A 14576-nucleotide genomic window follows, 5' to 3' on the forward strand; every position below is an offset into this window, starting at 1 on the left:
AAGGGAGCAATGGTTGTGGACTTAGCGAGCACCGTAGAACAGATCGTGCGTGAGCTGCTTCAGAGCCTGCAAGCTGCCGCATCGCCCTCTATTCAAGTGCTGGTTGTGCTAGATGACAGCCGCGCGTCTGAAGCATACATGGATCAATTTGTTGCATTGGAACGAAGCGGCATCCAATATGATCTGCTCGTACTCGATGGGGAAGCATCAGGCTGGCTGGGAACGAAGTGTATTGAATGCACAGGAGCGGGCAAGTGCATTGCTGTTGATGAGCACGCGCCAGCTCCAATCGAGATACCCCATCAATATGATGCGGTGGTCATTCCCGAGCTGGACTTGGACCAAGCGGCGCGTGTCGCCTTCGGCTTGAAGGGAACGATCAAGTCCGAGTTGATTCTAGCGGCTCTCGTTCTAGATAAGCCGGTATTTATAGCCAGTGACGGCAGCGGCTTGAAACGGGCGGATCGCCGGACGCTGAAGACGCTGCAATTACCTGTCGGCTATGACCGCCGATACCGACAGATATTGAAGCAGCTGGAGGAGCTTGGCGTCATGATGGCGGAGATGAATCAGCTCGCGCAGTTGGTGATTCAATTACTCCTGCCATCGGAAGCTGCAAGCGCCCAGTTGGATGCGCAGTACGAATATTCAGGGAAGCTGCTAACCGCTGAGGCGGCGCTGCAAATGGTGCGTCAAGCCGGTTCGTCTGGAGCTGTGATGGTGAAGCAAGGGACGATCATTTCACCGCTCGCAAGAGACGTTCTGCGCGAGCACCGCGCTGAGCTTAGAATCATAGATGAGGTGAACAGCTATGTTTCTAGGTAAGGTGATGGGCAGTGTGTGGGCGACACAGAAGGAAGAAGGCATGGAGAACCTGAAGCTGCTCATTGTGCAGCCAGTGGATTGGGGTCATGAGCCGCAGGGCAGCACCGTTATCGCGGCGGATCGAATTGGCGCGGGGATCGGCGAGAAGGTGATCGTGTCGCGCGGCAATCCAGCGAGAACACTGTTCAGCAACCGCAGTGTGCCGATTGATGCGATTATCGTAGGCATTGTGGATGCTTATGACTTCAATGACGGCCAGTCTGTTCCGAACGAAGGGAGTGAAGCGGATGTCTGAACCGAAGCAACGAGTCGTGCAGGAGTATGTTCCTGGCAAGCAGGTTACCTTGGCTCATGTCATCGCGAATCCAGATCCGCTGCTCTATACGAAGCTGGGGCTGAACGAAGCGGGCGCGATCGGCATTCTGACGCTGACCCCGACGGAAACTTCTATAATAGCCGCGGATATAGCCACGAAGGCAGCCGATGTCGGGCTCGGGTACTTGGACCGCTTCACAGGCTCGCTTGTCATTACAGGCGAAGTGGCCGCAGTGGAGATGGCGATGGAAGCGATCAACAGCTTTCTTGCCCATAAGCTGCACTATACGCCTGCCATGCTCACGAGGTCCTGAGATGGGGAAGCAGATGAATCGAATCATGATCATAGGCTCGGTCGGCGCTGGGAAGTCGTCGCTGATGCACGCGCTATTCGAAGATGAGCGGCCGGCGCGCAAGACGCAGAGTCTGGAATACCGCGAGTGGCTGATCGATACGCCGGGCGAGTACAGCGAGAATCCGCTGTACTATCGCTCGCTGATGGCCACCTCGTTTGAAGCGCGGCTGCTGGTGATCGTGCAGGACTCGACAGTGCGGCGGATGACGCTTCCGCCAAGCTTTGCCAGCGGGTTTCCGATTCCTTCGCTCGGCATTCTGACGAAGATCGATCATCCGCATGCGGATATCGTGCTTGCCGAGCGGCTGCTGCGAGTCGCCCTGCCGCAGGGAGAGCTGTGGCATACATCGTCGCATACCCGGCACAATATTGACCCGCTCCGCGAGCGGCTGTTGTCGTTCATCGAGGATCGCAAATAGGTTCTTGCGGCTAGCTTGCTGCATTAATTAATGGCAGGTAGGCAGTTGTCCCTCCTCGTTGAAACGGACACAGGAGACGCTATTGTGCGTATTTTTGCGTCATTAGGAGTTTAGACGGACACAGAAGCCGTTATTTGCCCGGGAATGGGCGATATCATGCGAGATTCATGCAAATAACGGAACCTCGGTCCGCGAATGAGGATATAATCGCGGTTTTGTCACAAATAAGGGATCGTGTGTCCATTTTCATAGTCGCGCTAGGGATGGAAAGGAGCTCGAGAGGCTCATGTCGGATTCGTCGCTGTATGTCGCTGAGCTCTGTCAGCAATACACCTCGCTTGATCACGAGGATATCGACTACTTGCTGCAAGTGGCGCAGCAGATGCCGCTGATGGCTGACCTCGCGCAAGCGGATGTATTCATCGATTGTCTCAGTCGAGACGGGCATGCCGCTGTTGTAGTCGCATGGGCTCGAACGCGTACGGCGGCGAGCTTGTACTCCAACTCGGTTGTCGGTCAGATGGCATATGCACGGCACGAGCCCGCTGTGCTCTATTGCTTGCTGTCAGGGCAGCACGTCGTCGGCGCTCGCGGATTCTCCCAAGAGGAGAGGGAGATGCAGCAGAATGTAGTTCCTATTCACAACCGCGGCGGGAAGATGATCGGTGCTCTTATTATGGAGCGTGATATCAGCGAGACTGTGGAGCAGGAGAAGAGCATCGCATTGTTGCAGGAGACGGCAGAGCATCTAAGTGAGACGCTGCTTCGCCTGGCTCTGCGCGAGGATCAGGTCACGGGGCTGATGGACGAGGGTATGATCTTGTTTGACCAGAGGCGTCGGATTACGTATACCAATCGGAGAGCCGATGAGTGGCTGGCTAGTCTGGACTATCCTGTTCCCGCTATCGGAGAAACGATCGGGCTGCTGCTCCCTAAGGGCTTGGAAAGCGTAGAGGCGGCTCCAAATCGAATGGCAAGTCACGAGTATGTGAATGGTCAGCATGTGCTGGAAGTAAAGTCGATGCTCTTCTACAGCGAAGGACAACAGGTGGGAGGGCTGCTGCTGCTTCGCGATCTGTCGGCATTAAAAGAGAAAGAAAAAGAGATTGTGATGAAGTCAGCCTTCATTCAAGAGATTCATCATCGTGTCAAAAATAACATTCAGACCCTGTCGGGCATGCTGCGGCTTCAGATCAGGCGCACCATGCATCAGGAGGTCAAGCAGACCTATCATGACATGATACAACGAATGAACAGCATCGCTCTTGTCCATGACATTCTAGCCTGCAAAGGAATGGAGCGGGTAGAGCTGCAGGAGGTTCTGGAGCGGCTGTGTCCCATGCTCTTGAGCTCGCTTACTCATTCGGAGCAGCGTATTCAGTTCAGCATTCAATCCAGTGAGCAGCTGTATCTGGCAACTGAACAGGCGACAACGATCGCGCTGATCGTTACTGAGCTGCTTCAGAACAGCATCGTGCATGGATTTGAAGAGAAGCTGGATGGATCTCCTCATATCAGACTGGAAGTGCGGCGCGATCAGGACATGATCACGCTCGTTGTTGCCGACAACGGCAGAGGGATTCAAGAGTCTGTGAGAGAGGACAGCTCCAGCTCAAACTCCAGCACTAGGATGCATTTCGGCCTTAACTTGGTACGCACATTAATTCAAGGCCAGTTCAATGGAACATTTGAGATCGCAGGTTCAAGCTATGGAACGAGGGCAACGCTTAAGTTCAAACTAGCTGAAGCAGAGGGGATAAAGCTTGGTGAAGGGGAGGCGGTGTAATTGAGCCAAACAGCAGCTGCGCTGAACGTTTACCAACGCAAGAGCTTGATCGTGGATGATGACGCATTGATTCGAATGGATCTGCGGGAAATGCTTCATGAGTATGGCTATGATGTGGTCGCGGAAGCGCGCAGCGGTGAAGAGGCCATCGAGCTCGCGCATCGGCATCAACCGGAGTTTATCTTGATGGATGTGAATATGCCTGGCTGCAGCGGTCTCCAAGCTGCTAAGAGCATACGGAAGCTGAGCGCTTCTTGGTCGAACGGCTCCCCCGCTGTCATTCTGCTTACAGCATATAGTGAGGCTCGGTGGATTGAGGAGGCGAAGCAGGCTGGTGTGACCGCTTATCTCGTGAAGCCCGTATCAGAGGAGAATCTGATTCCAGCGATCGAGGTGGCATGCAATCAGCGAGACATGATGCTCCACATGCATCGGGAAATGGCTGCCCTGCAGCAAACGTTAATGGATCGGAAACGAATTGAGCGAGCCAAGGGATTGCTGATGGAGCAGCAGGGCTTGAATGAGGAACAGGCGTATGAATGGCTGCGGGATCAGAGCATGAATCGACGCATGTCGATGAGGGAGCTGGCTGAGCGCATTATAGATTCCAATACTGTACAGCGTGCATCATCCAGTTCAAGGGATGCTCGCAGAGGGTGATTCCGATGAAGGATCAATGGTTAACGAGCGTAGGGATTGATGTCGGTACGAGTACGACAAAGATGATCATCAGCCGTCTGCGCATCGCGCGCATGTCGAGTCCATTCGCTCTTCCAAGGTACGATATCGTGGAGCGCAAGGTCATGTATGAGAGTCCGATGCTGACGACGCCGCTGCTATCGGAGACACTGATCGATGCGGAGCGCATCGCCGCCTGGCTGCTGGCTCAATACGAGCTCGCTGGTGTCAGACCGCCGGAAGTAAGTACGGGGGCGGTCATATTCACGGGAGAGAGTGCGGGCAAGCAGAATGCGGAGCCGATTCTTCATATGCTGGCGCAGGATTCGGGCGCGTTTGTGGTGGCGGCGGCAGGGAATGACTTAGAGGCGGTGCTTGCCGCCAAAGGATCCGGCGCGCTGCATCATTCGCGCGAGCAGAAGGAAGTGATCGCGAACATCGATATAGGCGGGGGAACGGCAAATATCGCCTGCTGCTATCGAGGCAAAGTGATCCACACCGAGACGTATCATGTAGGCGGGCGATTGATACGCTTGGAGCCTGACGGCACGATCACATATGTATCTTCAGCCTTATCCATGTGGCTTAAGGCTTGTGGTATCCATATTCGTACAGGTGATCAAGTTGAGTATGCCGACCTTGCCGTTCTGGCTGAGTCGTTGAGTCGGAGTCTATTGTCGGCTTTCGCCGGTGAAGCGGATGAACACGCGCGGTTACTGCTAGCGGAAGGTTCGGCTGCTCGTCAACCGAACACTGGGCTACCAGCGTGTCGAAAGCTGATCATCTCCGGCGGCATCGGACAATGGTACTATTATGCGGCTTCTACACCTCGAACGCTAGCGGATGTTGCCGTTTACGGCGACATCGGTCCGCTTCTGGCTTATGCGCTGCGCCGTGAATGTCAACGGCTCGATCTGGAGCTGTTGAAGCCTCTGCAGACTTCACGCGCGACGGTACTCGGCGCAGGCATGCAGAGCACCGAGATTAGCGGCTCGACGGTGTATATCGACGGCGGAATCCTGCCGCTGCGCAATGTGCCCATTGTCGAGCTGGAGCTATCGGACCTGAAGCAGGCGGATGATTGGCGGCGGTTGGCTGAACGTGTGAAACGTCTATTTCAAGAGGGGGCAACGTTGTACGGCGAGACGATTGCACTGGCAGCTAGAGAGACGAAGGGTTCAGCCTTCGGCTGCGCCATTGTTGGCCTTAGAGCCTGCACCTATGCTGAACTGCAGCATTTATCGGAATGCTTGTTACAGGCGTTCAGAAGTTCTCTTCCGCACACGAAGACGATGGTGGTCGTGTGTGAGCGCGATATGGCAAAGGCGCTAGGTCAATTGCTAGTTCTGGCGTGTCAGGGCAATCCATCTGTCATCTGTATCGATCAGATTCGAGTGGAGCATGGCGACTATATGGATCTAGGCTTGCCGGTGAACGGAACGACAATTCCTGTCATCGTCAAGACGTTAGCAATGTAACTGTGATCATAGCTGCGGTTTGTAGAAAGGAGAAGGTTGCCGTTGAAGACCAGAATTACGCTGCTGGGCAAATCTTATCAATTTCGAAGCTTGAAAGAGATTATGGCGAAAGCGAATGAGGAGAAGTCCGGCGACCAGCTCGCGGGCATCGCGGCTCTGGACGCCAGTGAGCGAATGGCGGCTAAGGCAGTGCTGGCGGATGCTACGCTTGCTGATATTCGCAATGAGCCGCTGCTTCCACCAGAGCAGGATGAGGTGTCGCGAATCATCGAGGAGCAGGTCAATGAGAAGATCTATTCGGAGATTCGAAATTGGTCTGTCGCCGAGCTGCGCGAGCATCTATTGCAGCCCAGCACAGGCATGGCGGACATCATTCGCTTAAGCCGCGGCCTTACGAGTGAGATGATTGCCGCAGTTGCGAAGCTGATGAGCAATCTGGATCTGATGCAGGCCGCAGCCAAGATTGAAGTGTTGACGCATTGCAATTATACAGTCGGTCAGAAAGGCGTACTCTCAGGCCGGGCGCAGCCCAATCATCCGACCGATGATCTGAATGGGATTAAAGCAGCGCTGTTCGAGGCGCTCAGCTACGGCATCGGGGATGCGGTTATCGGAATCAATCCTGTCATCGATACGACCGATAGCGTGCGTGAAGTGATGAAGATGACGAAGGAAGTTATGAATAAGTGGGACATTCCGACTCAGAATTGTGTATTGGCGCATGTCACGACCCAGATGCGAGCGATTCGGCAGGGCGCGCCTGCGGATCTTATATTTCAGAGCTTAGCGGGTACGGAAGCGGGCAATCAAGCGTTTGGCATACATGCTGGCTTGCTTGATGAAGCCGATGATTTGATTCGAAGGGAAGGGACTGCCGCTGGGCCTAATCTGTGGTATTTCGAGACAGGGCAGGGTTCGGAATTGTCTGCCGAAGCGCATAGCGGCATCGATCAGGTGACGCTTGAGGCTAGATGCTACGGGCTTGCGCGGCGATATAAGCCATTCCTCGTCAACACGGTTGTCGGGTTTATCGGTCCGGAGTACCTCTATGATAACAAGCAGGTTGTGCGCGCTGGACTTGAGGATCATTTTATGGGGAAAATGCATCTGCTTCCAATGGGCGTGGACGTGTGCTATACGAATCATATGAAGGCGGATCAGAATGACATGGATAATCTGGCCGTACTGTTAGCCGCAGCCGGCGTGAATTATCTGATCGGTGTGGCGATGGCGGATGATTGCATGCTGAACTATCAATCAACAAGCTTTCATGATATTGCAACGGTGCGGGAGCTGTTGGGCTTGCGCCCTGCGCCGGACTTTGAGCGATGGCTTGTAGAGCACGGGATTATGCAGGACGGCAAGCTTACAGCGCTGGCGGGCGATCCAACGATGTTTATGTAGCTCATGCGGCAGGCAGCGGTCTAGTGCGATGGATCCAGCTAGCTATCGCGGAGAGGATGGGTGAAGGTGTCCATGAAAGAACCGATTGCACTGGATTGGCTTGTGGATCAAGTCATGAAGGCGCTCGATGACTATAAGGACCAGCGGACAGAGGAGCAGGTTGAATGGGAAGCAGTGTCGATCGCGAGGGAGTCCAGCGGATATGAACCAGCCGAGATGGAGCAGTCTAAATCCGCGGTATCCAACATCCCCTCACCCAAATGGGAAGAGGGGATACATGAGCTGCTTGCCAGCACACCCGCGCGTATCGGAGTATGGCGTGCTGGAACTCGTCCGCTGACGTCGACGATGCTGGCGCTGCGCAACGCGCATGCGGCGGCGATTGATGCCGTATACAGCGAGGTATCGCCTGATTTCCTCGAGCGGATGAATCTGTTCTCGGTAGAAACGCATTATGAGAATATCGAGACCTTTCTGCGGCGTCCTGATAAGGGACGCAGGCTTACAGAGGAAGGTGTTGCGCTGCTGCAAGCCAAATGCCTCCCGCGCCCGCAGGTGCAAATCGTCGTAGCGGACGGCCTTAGCGCGAATGCGGTTGAGAGCAATCTGGCGGACGTGATGCCTGCGCTGCTGAATTCGCTGAAGGTATACGGGCTGACGAGCGGTACCCCGTTCTTCGTGAAAGGCGGCCGTGTCGGCTGTATGGATCATATTGGCGAGATTCTCCAGCCGGAGGTTCTGGTATTGCTTATCGGAGAGCGTCCTGGGCTCGTATCCTCAGAATCGATGAGCGCTTATATGTGCTATCGGCCGCATGCCGGGACGGTAGAAGCAGACCGAACGGTCATTTCTAATATCCATCGCGGCGGAACTCCGCCTATAGAAGCAGGCGCGCATATGGGCACGATGCTGCACAAGATGCTCGAGCAGCGCGCGAGCGGCGTGAAGCTGGTGATGTAGCATCCTTGTTCATAGCTCATCGGACGGGAGGTGAAAGAATGAACTTATTTCTCGGCATATTATTGGTCGCGTTTACGTGCGTCGTCGCTCTGGTTATCGTAGGAATAGCCAACAGCAACATACGCAAATACGATGAGAACAAGCATGAAAACTTCTTGTCAGACACTCAGAGTTAACCTTAAGAAAAAGGAGAGGTTCCTATGAGCCAAGTGTCAGAACAGCAGCAGCTTGCGGACAAGAAGGATTTGAATCGCTTCGGATATGCCCAGGAGCTACTGCGCAGCATGGGCGGTTTCTCCAACTTTGCGATTTCTTTCTCTATTATTTCGATACTGACAGGCGCAGTATCGCTGTACGGACACGGGCTGCTCTACGGCGGACCGGGTATGATGGGCTTTGGCTGGCCGCTCGTCGCCTTATTCGTCATGCTCATTGCGGCATCCATGGCGGAGCTGGCATCCGCAATCCCAACAGCGGGCGCTCTGTATCATTGGGCATCCCTGCTCGGCAATAAGCGCTGGGGCTGGTACACCGCCTGGATTAACCTGATCGGACAAATCGGTATCGTAGCCGGCATTGACTACTCTGTCTCCTTATTTGCCGATCCACTGCTGGCTTCGGTATTCGGTTACACTTCGAATGATACATCGGTTCTCATTGTGTTCGCGGTAGTCCTGCTCAGTCACGGCATTCTAAACCATGTCGGCATTAAGCTCGTCGCCAAATTCAATGATTTCTCCGCCTGGTACCACATTATTATCGTCGGTGTGCTGGTCGTAAGCTTGGCATTCTTTACAAGCGACGGACTGAAGCCGCTCGAATACATATTCCAAGTAGGGCAAACGTTCTCGGATAAGCCATACGCCTTCGCATTTCTGATCGGATTGCTGCAAGCTCAATGGACCTTTACGGGATACGATGCCTCGGCACACACGATTGAGGAAACAATTAATCCGCGAATTCGCGCGCCATGGGGAATCTTCACCTCGGTAGCTTACTCCTTCGTATTCGGCTTCGTTATGCTTGTATTCGTTACCTTGTCTATTCAAGATGCTCAGGCAGCGGCAAGCTCAAGCAACGCGTTCATCTATGTGATTACGACTGCGCTTGGCGGAACCTTCGGCAAAGTTATTCTATGGCTGGTCACACTTGCAATGTGGTTCTGCGGCTTATCCTCGATTACTTCCTTCTCCAGAATGATGTACGCCTTCTCACGTGATAAGGGTATGCCATTCAGCAAACACTGGGCGGAGGTATCGCGCAAGTACCGTACTCCTGCGAAGGCGATCTGGCTTTCGGTCATCCTGTCCTTTATCCTCGCTGCAATCGACTATGTCATCAAGCTGTTTAATCCGGACAATACGGTAGGGACGATCGTATTCATGACGGCGATCAGCGTCGTTGGCTTGTATGTGGCGTACGGTATACCGCTGCTGCTTCGCTTAATCGCTCAAGCCAAGGGAAGATTCAAGCCAAAGCATCTCGGTCCGTGGAATCTGGGCAAATACGGCCGTTTTATCAACGTGCTGTCTCTGATCTGGATCGTGTTCATCAGCATCATGATGATCATTCCGCCGAACCAGAATGCGGCCTATGCGCTGATCGCGATGATGATCGTGCTCGTCATTATGGATCTCACTTATTACAATAAACATTTTGAAGGTCCACAGGCTGCATTGAACAATTCGATGTCTGAAATATTGAAGCGGGAGAAAGAGCTGGAAAGCAAAGAGGGCCGAATTGAGACTGTGAAATGAAAAAAAGAACAGTGGTTCGATGGGGGATGCCCGCTGGACTACTGTTCTTTCGTTCTGAAGATGGACGGTTAGACGCTGTAACGGGGAATAACGCATTATCGTTTCGATTCCATCACCACTTTGATACCCATGGCCACATTCCAGATGACCATCACGAGAATAACGAACATGAACAGTAAGGTAAGGGCTGCGCTTGCCATGAATTGACCATAGAAGAACGACATTAAGACGATAAAGGTTAGTCCATACGGCAGGATATGAGATAGCAATGCTCGGCCGGAGTGTCGTTTTACATAAGGATCATTCGAAACAATCCAGATGACTAGAGGAATGATGATCCCTCCAAAAAAAATACTAAAGTAGCTTAACGCAGCTAAAATATATCTAGTTTCCACGTTGCCAACCTCCATTTTACATGTAATGGATCATTACAATTAACGTACTTCCTACACTTCATTATCCTCAATACATATCTTCAATTAACCATACTTAAATTATGATGGGAATATATTGCCATACGAACTTTGTTCATCTTAGGTTGCATAGGATTGGAAGTAACGGAGTTAATCTGTATAATGGCTTCATACACAGGAGCATATTGGGTTGATCATAATATACTATCCTGATTACTTCATCTGGAGGTTACTATGGGGCATTATCATTTTATCGGCATTAAAGGCAGTGGAATGAGTGCTTTAGCACAAATCCTCTCTGACATGGGAAATACGGTGCAGGGAGAGGACATTGACTCCAATATATTCACACAATTACCGCTCGAAGCGCGAAATATTGCGATGTACTCGTTTGGAAACGCTCCATTGTCGCAGGATATGCAAGTCATTGCCTCAAACGCTTTTGACGATAATCATCCGTCTATCGTTAAGTGCAAGCAATTGGGCATTCCCGTTCAACGCTACCATCACTTTCTCGGGAATTGGATGAAAGGATATACAAGCATCGCGGTCACGGGAGCGCATGGCAAGACGACAACAACCGGAATGATGGCTCATGCGTTGAAAGCAATCGAGCCGACATGCAGTTTAATCGGGGACGGAACGGGAACAGGGTATGCAGACGCTCGCTTGTTTGTGTTTGAAAGCTGCGAGTACAGACGACATTTTCTAGCGTATAAGCCCGATATCACTGTAATCATGAATATTGACTTTGACCATCCTGACTATTTTAGTGATATAGACGATGTAAGACGTGCATTTGAAGAAATGGCTTCTCAAACAGGCAAACATATCGTGGCATGCGGAGATGATCCGCAAATCCGATTAATGCAAACGAATACCGATATTCTGCACTACGGCTTTGGCTTGAACAATGAGCTTAGAGCATCGAATATAACTGTGGATCGTACGGGGTCCAGCTTTGATGTTACTTATAAGGATGAGAAGCTTGCTCGGTATAAGATTCCTGCATTCGGCAAGCACAATGTGTTGAATGCTCTAGCTGTCATTGGTGTGGCTATCGTACTGGATGTGGATCTGGACGCGATCAGGACGCAGATGACTACATTTTCCGGAGTGAAGCGGAGATTTACCGAAAAGGAATGGGGCACCAACTTGGTGATTGATGACTATGCGCATCATCCGACAGAGATTCGCGCCACCATCGAAGCGGTAAGGAGCAAATACCCTGACAAGAAAGTAGCCGCTATCTTTCAACCGCATACATTTAGCCGATTAGAGAAGCTGCTGGATGACTTTGCGCTTTCTTTGCAGGGGGCCGATGATGTATGGCTATGTGAGATATTTGGCTCGGCTAGAGAAGGCCATGGAAATGTATCGCTTGACGATCTGAGAGCGAGAATCCCGAATGCCCGACTCGTATCTGACGATATTCGATCTGACTTGTCTGCATACAGCGATTCTGTTCTTGTGTTCATGGGAGCCGGGGACATTCAGAAATACGAATCCATGCTGCTTGAAGCATGATGAATAACGTGCTGTCCCTAAGTCATTAGTATGCCTTCTGGGACAGCCGTTTTATGTTCAGCTATGTTCATTTAATAACCGAAACAATCTATCATATAACTTCGCATTAACCCAGTATAGTTCAATCTCCTCATTCCTCGTATCTATGGTCGGCTTTAACCCACCTGAAAAGGGACGTTTAACTCAGACTGCCTTTCAAGAAGATATGTATCCATTCTTCTAAGCAACTTTAGACCAGTAGGACTGGACTGGCTTTTGTTGCAACACTTACGTATACACCAGAAAACATAGAATTTATGGACTACTTTTGGACTTTATCGTATATGTTCATATGTATATAATTAAAATTTGTAATGCAATATTCAAGCCTATTTTGTCATAGATTGTAAAATAAAAACATGGAGAGGAACGTGATGGTTTGAAGACTTTTCTAATTATTGTGGGGGTTGTGATTCTACTTATCGCGGGTTTGGTTATATCGAGCAAGCGATTTATGAAAAAGAATAAAGAACAGCGAGCAGAAATGGAGAAGGCTTACACTTTACCGAAGGAGAAACAGCATTTGCTTGCCTACGGTGCCATTATCGCTCTTTACCGACTTGAGTCGCCACGGATCCTGCAGGTGAAGGAAAATCATGAGATTTTGAAGGGTGGCCTTTCTGCTGCCTGGGAGGTTAGCAATACAGAGGAGGCAGTACAAACCCTGGAATGGCTGCTTACGGAAGGGCATCGTGCAAAGTTTGATCAGCTTCTTATGGCGCTGAAAGCTGGCCAGTCTTTTACAGTGGAGGAAGTGGGGAAATCGCAGGAATGCTATGAATCAGCCCAAGAAGGGATGATGAAGAGATTTTCCTTTACGAAATCCGATTTTGACCAGGTGAACACCATTGCTGCCTGGGATTTTGACCGAGCTGTAAATATTGCAAGATGGAGCTACATAGTTGGTTATATAACCGAAGAACAGGCATGGGGCTATATAGAGAGAGCAGCTGACGCCGCTAGTTCTATCTTCCAATCCTGGAATGACTATTTTATTTCATTTGCATTTGGCCGAGGCATTGCCTACGAAGGTAAAATTAACGATATCATTATTAAAGCAGAAGAATTGCTGAAAGAAGAGGACTCGATCTGGAATGAATTTAGCTTTAAGCGATCCGCAACAGTGAGCAGATAATTTAGCAGTGCTCAAGGTATGACATTGATTTTATAAAATAAAAGAAACCCACGCATTTTGAAAAAGATGGATCAAAATGCGTGGGTTTTGTTTTAGTTTACAGCGGGCTAGACCCGCAAGTTAGGTTAGATAACGGGGTAAAACCGTGTTACAGAGTCAAGGCTGTGCTCGAGTAGGAAGGCCAGAGCGAGATAACAGATTATTTCCCCGTTACGGCGGGTGGAACTCGCAGTTTAGGTGAGATAACAGGGAAAAACCATGTTACAGAGTCGAGACACTACAGAGATGAAGAGGCCAGAGCGAGATAACAGGTTATTTCCCCGTTACAGCGGGCGAAACCCGCAGTTTAGGTTAGATAACGGGGAAAAACCATGTTACAGAGTCGATTCATTGTAAATGTATATTCAACAGAAATCCCATAACAGTCGTATTTCGACTGATTATCCCAATCGTTCTAGAACATACTTACACAAGCAAAAGTGTGCATCTTTAAGTTAGTATTCATAGTAGAGAGTCCTCTAGTTGTCAATTTGAAGCGGGAATTTTGCCAGTTTGCAGGTAGGGTAGACTTCGATTGTCAATATAGAAATAAAAGGAATTTGGACGTTTAACTATTTCTAAGCACAGGGCTAGAATGGCAATGAACGCAGGATTAGGGCGGAAATTGTAAACCTTCTGAACGATATCATCCAGTTCTATTTCTGATGTCGTGACGAGGGAGTAGTCTTTCAGAATCTCAAGAATTTCAGTCCCTCTTTCAACTGTTAAACCAAGCTCTCTTTCAAGAAGTTTGGGAGTGAACGGTTTATTTTCCCGACCGTACAATACATACAGCGACTTCAGGATATCTGAATCCGCTAGAAGCCTAAATAATTTAAGATATTCCTCTTGGTTTCCCAGTTCCTTTAACCATCCACAATCAGGTTCAGGCATGATAACAAAATATTGCAAATCATTTCGTAATGACATTAAGGTAATACCATTATTAAACAGCATCTGAGAAAAAATATGCCCTGTCTCTTTTTTAAGAATGGCATCAAGGGAGGTGTGAGGTTCCATTTGTGTATCACCTACGAATCCTCTTTCCATAGCCCAACACAAATGAAAAGCTTTTTGTATAGCAGTATCTCGTCCCTCGCTTGCCACTTGTTTGGCGAACTCAGTTTCGACATCAGCATAATCATTTATAGTTCTGCCAAATAACCTATCAATGGATACTCCAAAATAGTTAGCGATTGAAGGTAATAATTCGATATCAGGAGAACCGCCGCCTTCCCATTTTGATACGGCTTGAGCCGTAACTCCAACTGCTTCTGCCAGAATTTCTTGTGTGATGCCGATCGATCTTCGTAAATCCCCAATATTTCGTCCGATATTAGTGGAAGTCATAATAACACTCCTCAATAAATCTATTATCAAAGGCGCCTTATGGCTCAATACTATAGTACCCACTTGTTTTATTCAATGGAGGTGAAATTGCAAATA

General features: G+C 50.2%; 15 protein-coding genes. 13 read left to right on the forward strand and 2 right to left on the reverse strand.

Going from position 1 to position 14576, the window contains the following annotated elements; translation table 11 throughout:
- Positions 1–15 precede the first annotated feature (15 nt).
- The 11 genes from AC3WTP_RS07070 to AC3WTP_RS07120 all read left to right on the forward strand — a co-directional run bounded on the left by AC3WTP_RS07070 (position 16) and on the right by AC3WTP_RS07120 (position 9977).
- Entirely contained in the window at positions 16–825 is an 810-nt protein-coding gene (locus tag AC3WTP_RS07070; protein WP_492393876.1) for a hypothetical protein, read from the forward strand.
- Positions 812–1120 carry a EutN/CcmL family microcompartment protein gene (locus tag AC3WTP_RS07075; RefSeq protein WP_492393877.1) on the forward strand — a complete coding sequence of 103 codons (309 nt, stop codon included), beginning with the start codon at positions 812–814 and terminating at the stop codon, positions 1118–1120. The genes AC3WTP_RS07070 and AC3WTP_RS07075 overlap by 14 nt, the downstream gene beginning before the upstream one ends.
- Complete coding sequence (eutS, locus tag AC3WTP_RS07080) at positions 1113–1454, forward strand: ethanolamine utilization microcompartment protein EutS (RefSeq protein ID WP_492393878.1); 342 nt, start codon at positions 1113–1115, stop codon at positions 1452–1454. Before AC3WTP_RS07075 ends, eutS begins: the two co-directional genes overlap by 8 nt.
- A complete protein-coding gene (locus AC3WTP_RS07085; protein ID WP_492393879.1) occupies positions 1408–1914 on the forward strand; it encodes a EutP/PduV family microcompartment system protein in 507 nt (168 codons plus the stop codon). Before eutS ends, AC3WTP_RS07085 begins: the two co-directional genes overlap by 47 nt.
- A 286-nt stretch (positions 1915–2200) precedes the next feature.
- Positions 2201–3700 (forward strand): sensor histidine kinase, encoded by a 1500-nt coding sequence (locus AC3WTP_RS07090; RefSeq protein WP_492393880.1) that lies wholly within the window; start codon positions 2201–2203, stop codon positions 3698–3700.
- Positions 3701–4360, forward strand: a complete 660-nt coding sequence (locus AC3WTP_RS07095) for an ANTAR domain-containing response regulator (protein WP_492393881.1) — start codon at positions 3701–3703, stop codon at positions 4358–4360.
- 5 nt (positions 4361–4365) lie between these two features.
- Positions 4366–5856 carry an ethanolamine ammonia-lyase reactivating factor EutA gene (locus AC3WTP_RS07100; RefSeq protein WP_492393882.1) on the forward strand — a complete coding sequence of 497 codons (1491 nt, stop codon included), beginning with the start codon at positions 4366–4368 and terminating at the stop codon, positions 5854–5856.
- Between the two features lie 42 nt (positions 5857–5898).
- Positions 5899–7260, forward strand: a complete 1362-nt coding sequence (locus AC3WTP_RS07105; RefSeq protein WP_492393883.1) for an ethanolamine ammonia-lyase subunit EutB — start codon at positions 5899–5901, stop codon at positions 7258–7260.
- 216 nt (positions 7261–7476) lie between these two features.
- Positions 7477–8220 (forward strand): ethanolamine ammonia-lyase subunit EutC, encoded by a 744-nt coding sequence (eutC, locus tag AC3WTP_RS07110; RefSeq protein WP_492393977.1) that lies wholly within the window; start codon positions 7477–7479, stop codon positions 8218–8220.
- Positions 8221–8258: 38 nt separating this feature from the next.
- Positions 8259–8396 (forward strand): hypothetical protein, encoded by a 138-nt coding sequence (locus AC3WTP_RS07115; RefSeq protein ID WP_458568833.1) that lies wholly within the window; start codon positions 8259–8261, stop codon positions 8394–8396.
- Positions 8397–8420: 24 nt separating this feature from the next.
- Complete coding sequence (locus tag AC3WTP_RS07120; protein ID WP_492393884.1) at positions 8421–9977, forward strand: amino acid permease; 1557 nt, start codon at positions 8421–8423, stop codon at positions 9975–9977.
- A gap of 95 nt (positions 9978–10072) precedes the next feature.
- On the opposite strand, the gene AC3WTP_RS07125 is transcribed toward AC3WTP_RS07120, so the two are convergent.
- Entirely contained in the window at positions 10073–10372 is a 300-nt protein-coding gene (locus tag AC3WTP_RS07125; protein ID WP_492393885.1) for a magnetosome magnetite crystal formation protein family, read from the reverse strand.
- A gap of 252 nt (positions 10373–10624) precedes the next feature.
- On the opposite strand from AC3WTP_RS07125, the gene murC reads away from it, so the two are divergent.
- Positions 10625–11917 (forward strand): UDP-N-acetylmuramate--L-alanine ligase, encoded by a 1293-nt coding sequence (gene murC, locus AC3WTP_RS07130; protein WP_492393886.1) that lies wholly within the window; start codon positions 10625–10627, stop codon positions 11915–11917.
- Positions 11918–12410: 493 nt separating this feature from the next.
- On the forward strand, positions 12411–13091 hold the full coding sequence (locus tag AC3WTP_RS07135; RefSeq protein ID WP_492393887.1) for a DUF1266 domain-containing protein: 681 nt from the start codon (positions 12411–12413) through the stop codon (positions 13089–13091).
- A 525-nt stretch (positions 13092–13616) separates the two neighbouring features.
- Here AC3WTP_RS07135 and AC3WTP_RS07140 read toward each other — a convergent pair.
- Positions 13617–14480, reverse strand: a complete 864-nt coding sequence (locus tag AC3WTP_RS07140) for a helix-turn-helix domain-containing protein (protein ID WP_492393888.1) — start codon at positions 14478–14480, stop codon at positions 13617–13619.
- Positions 14481–14576: the final 96 nt, after the last annotated feature.

The organism is Paenibacillus sp. EB106-04-04-XG159 (assembly GCF_058791835.1).

What these genes read in the sequence shown, in the direction of transcription:
- AC3WTP_RS07120 (WP_492393884.1), top strand. Translation starts at nt 8,421, where the DNA reads ATGAGCCAAGTGTCAGAACAGCAGCAGCTTGCGGACAAGAAGGATTTG.
- AC3WTP_RS07090 (WP_492393880.1), top strand. Translation starts at nt 2,201, where the DNA reads ATGTCGGATTCGTCGCTGTATGTCGCTGAGCTCTGTCAGCAATACACC.
- AC3WTP_RS07135 (WP_492393887.1), top strand. Translation starts at nt 12,411, where the DNA reads ATGAAAAAGAATAAAGAACAGCGAGCAGAAATGGAGAAGGCTTACACT.
- AC3WTP_RS07115 (WP_458568833.1), top strand. Translation starts at nt 8,259, where the DNA reads ATGAACTTATTTCTCGGCATATTATTGGTCGCGTTTACGTGCGTCGTC.
- AC3WTP_RS07100 (WP_492393882.1), top strand. Translation starts at nt 4,366, where the DNA reads ATGAAGGATCAATGGTTAACGAGCGTAGGGATTGATGTCGGTACGAGT.
- eutS (WP_492393878.1), top strand. Translation starts at nt 1,113, where the DNA reads ATGTCTGAACCGAAGCAACGAGTCGTGCAGGAGTATGTTCCTGGCAAG.
- AC3WTP_RS07140 (WP_492393888.1), bottom strand. Translation starts at nt 14,480, where the DNA reads ATGACTTCCACTAATATCGGACGAAATATTGGGGATTTACGAAGATCG.
- AC3WTP_RS07075 (WP_492393877.1), top strand. Translation starts at nt 812, where the DNA reads ATGTTTCTAGGTAAGGTGATGGGCAGTGTGTGGGCGACACAGAAGGAA.
- eutC (WP_492393977.1), top strand. Translation starts at nt 7,477, where the DNA reads ATGGAGCAGTCTAAATCCGCGGTATCCAACATCCCCTCACCCAAATGG.
- murC (WP_492393886.1), top strand. Translation starts at nt 10,625, where the DNA reads ATGGGGCATTATCATTTTATCGGCATTAAAGGCAGTGGAATGAGTGCT.